The following is an 8,209-nucleotide window of genomic DNA, read 5'->3' as shown; positions in this document are numbered from 1 at the left end:
GAAGACCGCCTCGAAGCCCTGCCCGCAGGTGCGGCTGCTGGCCGTCGCGGGCTTGAGCGCCTCGATCAGCTGGACGCCGCCGCCGAACAGCCGCCGGTAGTCGGCCGACATCCGCTCGGCCCTGATGTAGTCCAGCCACCCCACGTACTCCCACTGGCCGAACCGGCGCTCGTCGCAACTGGTGAACAGCATCACCAGCTGCTTGGCGAAGAACAACGCCTCCAGCGGCGGCAGCCGGAACTGCTCCTCGAACAGGCCGGCGACCGCGGTGATCAGCAGTGGTGTGTCGGTGAGCGACGGCGTCCAGGGCCGGACGGGCAGGGGGATGTCCGTGCGGCGCCCGGACCGATCGAGCTCCATCCGGGTCACGGGCGTCAGATTGTCGAAGACGGTGCCACCGCCCGGCCGCGGGATGCGCCGCAGGGTGTCCGGGAGGTTGTGGTAGAAGCCGAACACCCCGCGGTGCCCGTGCTCCCCGGGCAGGTCCCGGCGGCCCCCGGTGCCGCTGTGCGGCACGTACAGCGACCGGGCCTTGCCCCCGGCGACCGCGCGGCGCTCGTGCACCGTCACCTCGAAGCCCCGCTCGGCCAGCTCCTGCGCGACCGTCAGCCCCCCGACCCCCGCGCCGAACACCGCCACCCGCCGGCCGCCGGCCCCGCGTGCCACCGCGGACCCGGTGGAGCCCCCACCCAGCCCCACCGCCCCCGCGGCCGCCGCCCCGTACCGCAGCACCTCCCGCCGCGCGACCCGACCGTTCCCCGTGGCTCCGCCCATGCCGCCCCGCCTCTCGCAACCCCACGGAAGACCTGGTTCCGGAACCTATGCGGCACTGCCCCCGGGTGCGGCGGGAACTCGGCAAACTCCATCGATCGGGAGATCACGGGCACACCGCGCTGACCGGGCGCACCCCGCGCCCGCCGCGTGAGCCGGGATGCGCCCGGGGGACGATTCGCCCTAGGCCGGGGCGCGGCCCAGGAAGAGCCCCGTCGTGGTCTCCAGCCGCAGCATGCCGCCGTGCGCGTCGACCACCTCCGCCACCTCCGCGAACAGCGCCTCCCGGACCGCCTGAGGTATCAGCCGGTAGGCGGAGAGGGAAGAGAGCAGATCGATCACCGCGGACGTGGACCGCTCGTGTACCGAGGAGTAGGTGCGGTGGGTGACGTCCGTGCAGCCGCCGCCGGACCCCATCTCGCTCGCCACCCACGACCCCGGGCCCATGACGGTCTCCCGCGGCCGCGCGTCGAGGATCGTGTGCGGAGGCATGTCCGCCAGATGGCGCTCATGGGCCGCCACCAGCGCCCGCCGGACGTCTTCGCCGGCCGCCACCCAGTCGTTCCAGAACAGCGCGACCGTCCCGCCGGGGCGCAGCGCGGCACGGGCCCGTTCCCAGCGCACCCCGGGATCGATCCAGTGCCATGCCTGCGCGCAGTACAGCAGCCCGAACCGCCGGCTTGGACGCAGGTTCTCGAAGTCGCCGACCTCGATGGCGACCCCGGGCAGATCCGCGCAGTTCCGGGCCAGTACTCCGGCCATCCGCGCGTCGGGCTCGACACAGGTCAGCGACGTGCCGGTGACGGCGAAACGGGCGGCGAAGGGCAGGGTGGCCTTGCCCGTGCCGGCCCCGACCTCCAGCACCGGGCCGGCGCCCGGGCCCGCGAACTCCAGGACGTCGTCGACGAGTCGGTCCGGATAGCCGGGGCGGGCGGCCTCATACTGCTCGGCGGCCTCGCCGAACGTCCGGCGCCGCTCGCGGCCGGGAGCGGCGGGTGATTCCACGGTCTCCACGGTCTCCTCGGTCATGAGGTCACCCTAGAACGTCACTTGGCGTGACCAATGAGCCGGAGGAGGAATGAGACGCGAACGACCGGGCAGACGCGTGGCGGACACCATGCGTCTCCTGGAGGAGGAATCCATGCTGCTCGCCCATCCTGCCGTTCTCCACGACCTCGTCGAGCGCTACACCGCCCTCGAACGCGCCGTGGCCTCGGGGAACGCCGACCCCGCCACCCGGCAGAGGCTGGCAGACATCGCCTACACCCTGTGCGTGTCGACCGGGACCCGGGACGTCGACGCCGCCCTGATCGCCGCGCGCCACCGGCTGCCCGGGGCCCGCGTGGAGGACGACAGCGCGCTGACCGCCGCCCCGTGACCATCGCGCCCGCCCGGCGTTCCGCCCGGTGAGGCGAGGGGACGGTGTGACGGGGCCCGCGACCGGTTTGCCCCGGCCGTGTGCGGCAAGCCGCCTTGCAGGCCCCCGTCCCTCCCCGAAGGAGTCATCGTGGTCGCCGTCGCCTTCCTCCTGCCTCCCCTGATGCTGTGCCTGGTGCTGGCCCTGGGACGCTATGAGGAACGCCTGCTGAAGAACCCCGGGCAGCCGCGTCACGTGCCCGGCGAGCGGCACCTGTCCGTCGTACCGGACCCGCCCTCCGGCCGCCGGCCCCGCCGGGGTCCCGGCACGGGCCGCGCCACCGGCCGCGGAGGCCGGCACGCCGCCTGAGCCCCGGCCCCCACCGCACCCCGCCCGCGGCCCCCACCGCACCCCCGTCCGCGGGCCGCGCGGCAGCCGGACCGCCCGCGGCCGTACACCGTCGCGCCGAATGAAGAAGCGGCGAAGCCGGACAGCCATCACTGTGGAAGGTGGGACCCGCGCGGGAAGGAGAGCGGTGGTGACCAAGGGACCGATGGCGTTCAGCGAGAGCCCCGAGGACCCGTTCTCGGTGGCCCGCGCGGCCTCGGCGGCGCTCGACCACCGGGGAACCGTCATCGGCTGGAGCGAGTACGCCGAGCGGCTGCTCGGCCACCCCGCCGCCGACGTGCTGGGACGTCCCGCCCTCGAGGCCCTCGTGGCGCCCCGCGACCGGGACCTGGCCCGGGCGGCGGCCGACACCTGCCGGCGGGGGGAGGGCTGGTTCGGCACCCTGCCCGTTCTGCACCGCGACGGTCACCGCGCCCACCTGGGCATTCGGGCCCGCCGCGTCGTGCGCGAGGGCGGGCGGGAGGAGTGGTTCCTGGTCGGCGCCCCCGCCGAGGACGTGATGCAGTGGGAGAACGACCGTTCTGTTCTGGAGGGCTTCTTCCGGCGCTCCCCGGTCGGCCTCGCCACCCACGCCCCCGACCTCAGCATCCTGCGGGTCAACAAGGCGATCGCCCGCCTCGGCGGCATCCCGGCCGAGCTCGCCCGCGGCCACCGCATCGGCGACTTCCTGCTGGCCGACGACGCGGAGACCGTCGAGAGCGGACTGCGGAAGGTGCTGGAGACCGGACGCCCGATGATCTTCACCGAGCAGTCCTGCCGGCTGCTCACCGACCCCGAGCGCCACCGCTTCGTCTCCGTCTCGGCCTTCCGCATGGAGGACTCCGCCGGACACGTCCAGGGCGTCGCCCAGATCGTCGAGGACGTCACCGAGGGCCACCGGGCCCGCCGCCGGCTCGCCCTGCTCAACGAGGCCAGCGCCCGCATCGGCACCACCCTGGACGTGGCGGCCACCGCCCGCGAGCTGGCCGACGTCGCCGTCCCCGGCCTCGCCGACTGCGTCTCCGTCGACCTGCTGGAATCCGTCAGCCGCGGCGAGGAACCCTCCGCCGAGGGCGACGGCCCGCTGCGCAGAGCCGCCCTGAAGTCCGTCGTACCGGGCACCGGGACCCTGATGAACCCGGTGGGCGACGCGCCCGACTTCGCCCCGGACAGCCCCCAGAGCCGTTGCGTCGCCGAACAGCGCCCCGTCCTGGTCTCCCGTCTGGAGGGCGACGAGGGCCTGGCCGCCCTGGCGGGCGAACGCGTCGAACACGCCCGCGCCCTGGGCCTGCACTCCCTGATGCTGGTGCCCCTCGCCGCACGCGGCCACGTGCTCGGCCTCGTCACCCTGTGGCGCGCCCGCAGCCCCGAGCCGTTCGAGGACGACGACCTCACCCTCGCCGGCGAGTTCGCCGCCCGCGCCGCCGTCTGCATCGACAACGCCCGCCGCTACACCCGCGAGCACCAGGCCGCCCTGACCCTCCAGCGCCGCCTGCTCCCCGGCGACTTCCCCGACCTGCCCGCCGCCGAGGTCGCCCACCAGTACATCCCCGCCGGAGCCGTCGCCGGCGTCGGCGGCGACTGGTTCGACGTCATCCCCCTCTCCGGCGCCCGCGTCGCCCTCGTCGTCGGCGACGTCACCGGCCACGGCATCGAGGCCGCCGCCACCATGGGACGGCTGCGCACCGCCGTCCACACCCTGGCCGACCTCGACCTCGAACCCGACGAGGTCCTCTCCCACCTCGACGACCTCGTGCAGCGCCTGGCCGCCGAACACGAGACGGGCGTCACCGGGTTCCCCGACGGCCACGTCACCGGAGCCAGCTGTCTGTACGCCGTCTACGACCCGGTGTCCGCCTCCTGCTCCCTGGCCCGGGCCGGCCACCCGCCGCCCGCCGTGCTGACCCCCGACGGCGCGGTCGCCTTCCCCGACCTGCCCGCCGGGCCACCCCTGGGACTGGGCGGCCTGCCCTTCGAGTCCGCCGAGCTCTCCCTCCCCGAGGACAGCGTCCTCGCCCTCTACACCAACGGCCTCCTCCAGCCGGGCGACGACGTCGACGCCGCCCTCGACCGCTTCGCCGAACGGCTCTCCACGGCGACGGGCACGCTGCGGGAGATGTCCAGGGCGGTGGTGGAGGCCATGCTGCCCGCCCGCCCCGCCGACGACGTCGCACTCCTCCTCGCCAGGACCCGCACCCTCGGCAAGGAGCAGGTGGCCACCTGGACCCTGGCCGCCGAGGCCACCGCCGCCTCACAGGCCCGCTCCCTGATGACCCGTCAACTACAGGCGTGGGACCTCGACGAGATGGTCTTCACGACCGAACTCATCGTCAGCGAGCTGGTCACCAACGCCTACCGCTACGCCGGCGGACCCGTGACCCTGCGCCTGATCCGCGGGCCCCGGCTCATCTGCGAGGTGTCCGACCCCAGCAGCACGGCCCCGCATCTGCGCCGCGCCCGCAGCACCGACGAGGGCGGACGCGGCCTCTTCCTCGTCGCCCAGCTCACCGAACGCTGGGGCGCCCGCCACCGGCGCGAGGGCAAGACCGTCTGGACCGAGCAGACGCTGCCCCAGGACCTCCCCTGAGCCCCGGTCTCAGCCTCGGTCGCAGACGGCCGCGCGGACGACCAGCGCGTACGGGCCCAGCCCGATCACCCGCTGCCCGTCCAGGGCGCCCAGCGCGGTGTAGACGGTCACCACGCGCCCGGTGACGGGATCGAAGGCGATGTCCTTGACGGTCCCCTGCTCGTCGCCGAGGTCCGTCAGCACCCGCGCGCCCAAGGCCTCCACGTGCGGTGGAAGTTCCGCGACCGGGCGGCCGGCGGAGCCGGAACGCACGATGACCGCGTCCGGCCCGGCCGCGTGCACCTCGCTCCACGGCAGGGCGGTCCCACCCCTGCCGGACGCGCCGGACAGCCGCAGATGACCGACGCGGGCCGTACGGGCGTCCAGCGTCAGCCCCGTCACCCGGCCCAGCTCCGTCGCTTCCTCCGCACTGACCACCGGGCAGTCGCGCGCCTGGGAGAACAGCATCACCATGGCTCGGCTTCCTTCCCCTCCGGCCGGCCGCCGGCGGCCGGCTCCCGCCGGGCGCGGAAGGCGCCGACCTGCGCGGTGAAGCTCGGCAGGTCGTCGGCGACGAAGTGACAGGCCCCCACCGGGATGACCAGGGCCTCCCCGGAGACGGCCAGGGTCTCGCCCCGGGGGACGAACACCTCGCGGCGGTCGCGGTCGAACGCTTCCGCGGCCGCGATCCGGAACCCCGCCACCCGGCCGCTGGTGCCGCCCTCGACCACCACGTCCAGCACGGTGCCCACCTCCGCGCCCGCGTCCGTCAGCACCCGCACGCCCAGGACCGCGCCCCGGGCCGCCTCGCCGGAGGCCACGACCACGCCCGGCTCGGTGAGCGCCTCCGGACCGGACACCATGACGGCGTGGCGCCCGAGCGCGTACACCGCCGACCACGGCAGGGCCCGCTTCAGCGGACCCGCCAGCACACCGAGACCGTTCAGGGTGAAACCCGTGACCTGCCCGGCAGGGCCGTCGAAGACGGTGTCCTTGACGCGTGCCACCGCCTCCCCGTCGAGCGTGACCACCGGCCGTTTGGCCAGCTGGGACGCCAGCAACAACGCGGTCACCGCACGGCCCTCCTCCCCGGCCCGCGGCCGCGCCGCACCGCGATCACCGTCCCCGAGCGCCTGCGGGCCTGCACCCCCGCCGCGGTCCCGGCCACCGCCAGGACACCCACGACCACGATGACCAGCCATGCCCACCAGTCCACCGTCCACCTCCCGTCGACCGGGTGCCGGCCGCTCCCGGCCGGCTTCGGCACGAGCTCGTATGCCCGGTGCGTCCGGCACGATTCCCGTCAACACACGTGTGGGTGAGCCGACTTGGTGCGCGCCGCCCCGGTGACCGGCTCAGCCTGCCGGGGCGGCGGTGATCTTCTTGCCCTGGTCGTCCACGGCGAACCACAGCCCCTGCTTGCCCTGGCCGTTGACGTCCCCCGGCTTGCCGTCCCCGGTGAACCAGTACACCGGCCAGCAGTCGATGGCCAGTTGCTGCGTGCCGTCGGGCCGGGTCACGGTGGAGACCAGCTTCTCGGGCACTCCCCGCACCTTGGCCTTGTCCACGGGTTTCGCGGGCTTCCAGGTGTCCAGGCAGGCGCCCGTGCAGGCGAACTTCATCGGCCAGGCGCTGTCCTTGCTGAAGCGGTACAACGTCCGGCCCCGACCGTCCACGACGATCTTCCCGAGCCTGGCGTTGTCCGCGACCGACACGCCGTCCGCCGCGCCCTGGTCCTCCCCGGCCCTGCCGGCCGCGGAACCCTCGCCGGCCTTCTTGCCGTCGGGCGCGAGCGCGTGCCAGGTGCCGCCCACCCCCTGTCCCCTGGTGTCACCGGGGGAGGTGTCCTTCGCGTAGCGGTAGACCGGCCAGCCGCCCAGTGTCAGCTGCCGGGTGCCGTCCGCCCGCTGGACCTCGCCCAGGGCGGAGGCGTCGATCCCCGCGGACACCGAGGCGCTCCCGGCGGGCACGGGCGGCCACGCCTTGGCGCAGTCGCCGTCGCAGTGCGAGGCCGGCGGTTTCGCGGTGTCCTTGTCGAAGCGGTAGAGGGTGAAGCCCTTCTCGTCGGTGACGACCTGGCCCAGGTCCGCCGCCTGCCGCACGGCGAGCTTGCCGCCGGCCGCGCCCATGCCGTCCGAGCTCTTGCCCCCGCCGTAGCCGTCGGCGGCCCCCGAGCCGTACCCGTAACCCTTGCCGGCGTCCGAGCTGTTGGCCGCGGGCCGGGCGTCGTAGCCCTGGTCGCTCCCGGAGGAGCCGCTGCCGCCGCACGCCGTCGCCAGCACCGAGACGGTGAGTGCCGCGCCCGCCAGGGAGAGCTGTCGCCGCTTGTTCATGTCGGGTGTTCCTTTCCTCGAGGGCCCGGCGGACGGTCCGCCGGTGCCGGGAAGTACGGGCCGGGTCCCGCGAACGCTCAGCGGAACCGCGAAAGTTGTCACGCACGGCCGAAAAACGGCCCGGGTGCGGCCGGCCGCCTCGGGCAAGGTTCAGTCGGCCGCCTCCAGCCGCAGCGCCAGGGCCGGACAGCGCCGCACCGCGCGCAGCGCCCGCGGCCGCATCCGGGCGGGTACGTCGATCGCGGCCCGCTCCGGGTAGTTGTCGGGGCCCAGCCGCAGCAGTCCGGGCAGCAGGTCCGCGCACAGACCGTGGCCCCGGCACAGCGTCCAGTCCACCAGCAGCCGCTCCTTGGGCAACGCGGGCCGCGCGCTCACCACGGCGGGACCGCGCACACCGTCCGGCAGCGGCAGTACCCCCAGGACCGGACGCCCGCAGCCGCTGCCCAGTGCGTGCGCCTCGAAGTCCCCGGCGAACGCGGCCAGCGACGAGGCCACGAATCGGGCGGTGCCGTCCGGATGCGCGCACGCCCCGCGCCGCTCCACCGCCCGCATCCGGGCCCGTACGCCGTCCAGGGCGCGGCGCCCGCCGCCCTGCGCGGCCTCGAAGAGGCTCTCGGCGAGCGCGGGCAGGCCCTCGAAGCACGGGCCGCACTGCCCCGCCGACTCCGCCGCCAGCCACCGGGCGACCCGCGCCGTCTCGCCGACCGGGCACGTCGACTCGGGCAGCGGCAGCAGGCCGCCCGCGCCCCGCACGAGAGCCGTGCCCTCACCGGTGACGCACCGCTCCGGCACCCG

At 75.0% G+C, this 8,209-nt stretch carries 10 protein-coding genes; 3 read left to right on the top strand and 7 right to left on the bottom strand.

Translation table 11 applies throughout. The annotated features are described in order from the left end of the window. Both AB0K09_RS25305 and AB0K09_RS25300 read right to left on the bottom strand, forming a co-directional pair. Nucleotides 1-774 (bottom strand): NAD(P)-binding protein (locus AB0K09_RS25305; protein WP_366067679.1); only part of this gene is annotated, 774 nt, incomplete at its 3' end. A 180-nt stretch (nt 775-954) separates the two neighbouring features. Continuing rightward, complete coding sequence (locus AB0K09_RS25300) at nt 955-1,800, bottom strand: class I SAM-dependent methyltransferase (RefSeq protein WP_366067678.1); 846 nt, start codon at nt 1,798-1,800, stop codon at nt 955-957. Nucleotides 1,801-1,849: 49 nt separating this feature from the next. Here AB0K09_RS25300 and AB0K09_RS25295 point away from each other — a divergent pair, with 49 nt between their 5' ends. The 3 genes from AB0K09_RS25295 (at nt 1,850) to AB0K09_RS25285 (ending at nt 5,102) form a co-directional block, all read left to right on the top strand. Continuing rightward, nucleotides 1,850-2,149 carry a DUF5133 domain-containing protein gene (locus AB0K09_RS25295; protein WP_366067677.1) on the top strand — a complete coding sequence of 100 codons (300 nt, stop codon included), beginning with the start codon at nt 1,850-1,852 and terminating at the stop codon, nt 2,147-2,149. 129 nt (nt 2,150-2,278) lie between these two features. Continuing rightward, nucleotides 2,279-2,497 carry a hypothetical protein gene (locus AB0K09_RS25290; protein ID WP_366067676.1) on the top strand — a complete coding sequence of 73 codons (219 nt, stop codon included), beginning with the start codon at nt 2,279-2,281 and terminating at the stop codon, nt 2,495-2,497. A 184-nt stretch (nt 2,498-2,681) separates the two neighbouring features. Then, nucleotides 2,682-5,102 carry a SpoIIE family protein phosphatase gene (locus AB0K09_RS25285; RefSeq protein WP_366067680.1) on the top strand — a complete coding sequence of 807 codons (2,421 nt, stop codon included), beginning with the start codon at nt 2,682-2,684 and terminating at the stop codon, nt 5,100-5,102. Between the two features lie 9 nt (nt 5,103-5,111). Here AB0K09_RS25285 and AB0K09_RS25280 read toward each other — a convergent pair whose 3' ends face one another. The 5 genes from AB0K09_RS25280 to AB0K09_RS25260 all read right to left on the bottom strand — a co-directional run. After that, nucleotides 5,112-5,555 (bottom strand): PRC-barrel domain-containing protein, encoded by a 444-nt coding sequence (locus tag AB0K09_RS25280; protein ID WP_366067675.1) that lies wholly within the window; start codon nt 5,553-5,555, stop codon nt 5,112-5,114. After that, on the bottom strand, nt 5,549-6,154 hold the full coding sequence (locus tag AB0K09_RS25275) for a PRC-barrel domain-containing protein (protein WP_366067674.1): 606 nt from the start codon (nt 6,152-6,154) through the stop codon (nt 5,549-5,551). Before AB0K09_RS25275 ends, AB0K09_RS25280 begins: the two co-directional genes overlap by 7 nt. Then, nucleotides 6,151-6,297: a hypothetical protein gene (locus AB0K09_RS25270; RefSeq protein ID WP_366067673.1), complete on the bottom strand. Its 147-nt coding sequence runs from the start codon at nt 6,295-6,297 to the stop codon at nt 6,151-6,153. Before AB0K09_RS25270 ends, AB0K09_RS25275 begins: the two co-directional genes overlap by 4 nt. Before the next feature lie 139 nt (nt 6,298-6,436). Beyond that, nucleotides 6,437-7,414: an SCO0930 family lipoprotein gene (locus AB0K09_RS25265; protein ID WP_366067672.1), complete on the bottom strand. Its 978-nt coding sequence runs from the start codon at nt 7,412-7,414 to the stop codon at nt 6,437-6,439. 150 nt (nt 7,415-7,564) lie between these two features. After that, nucleotides 7,565-8,209 (bottom strand): NADH-ubiquinone oxidoreductase-F iron-sulfur binding region domain-containing protein (locus tag AB0K09_RS25260; protein WP_366067671.1); only part of this gene is annotated, 645 nt, incomplete at its 5' end.

Origin of the sequence: Streptomyces sp. NPDC049577 (genome assembly GCF_040675635.1) — a bacterium.
In the GTDB taxonomy this organism is placed as follows: Bacteria; Actinomycetota; Actinomycetes; order Streptomycetales; family Streptomycetaceae; genus Streptomyces.
The sequence above is the reverse complement of the archived record's forward strand: the minus strand, read 5'-3'. Positions and strand labels throughout refer to the sequence as shown.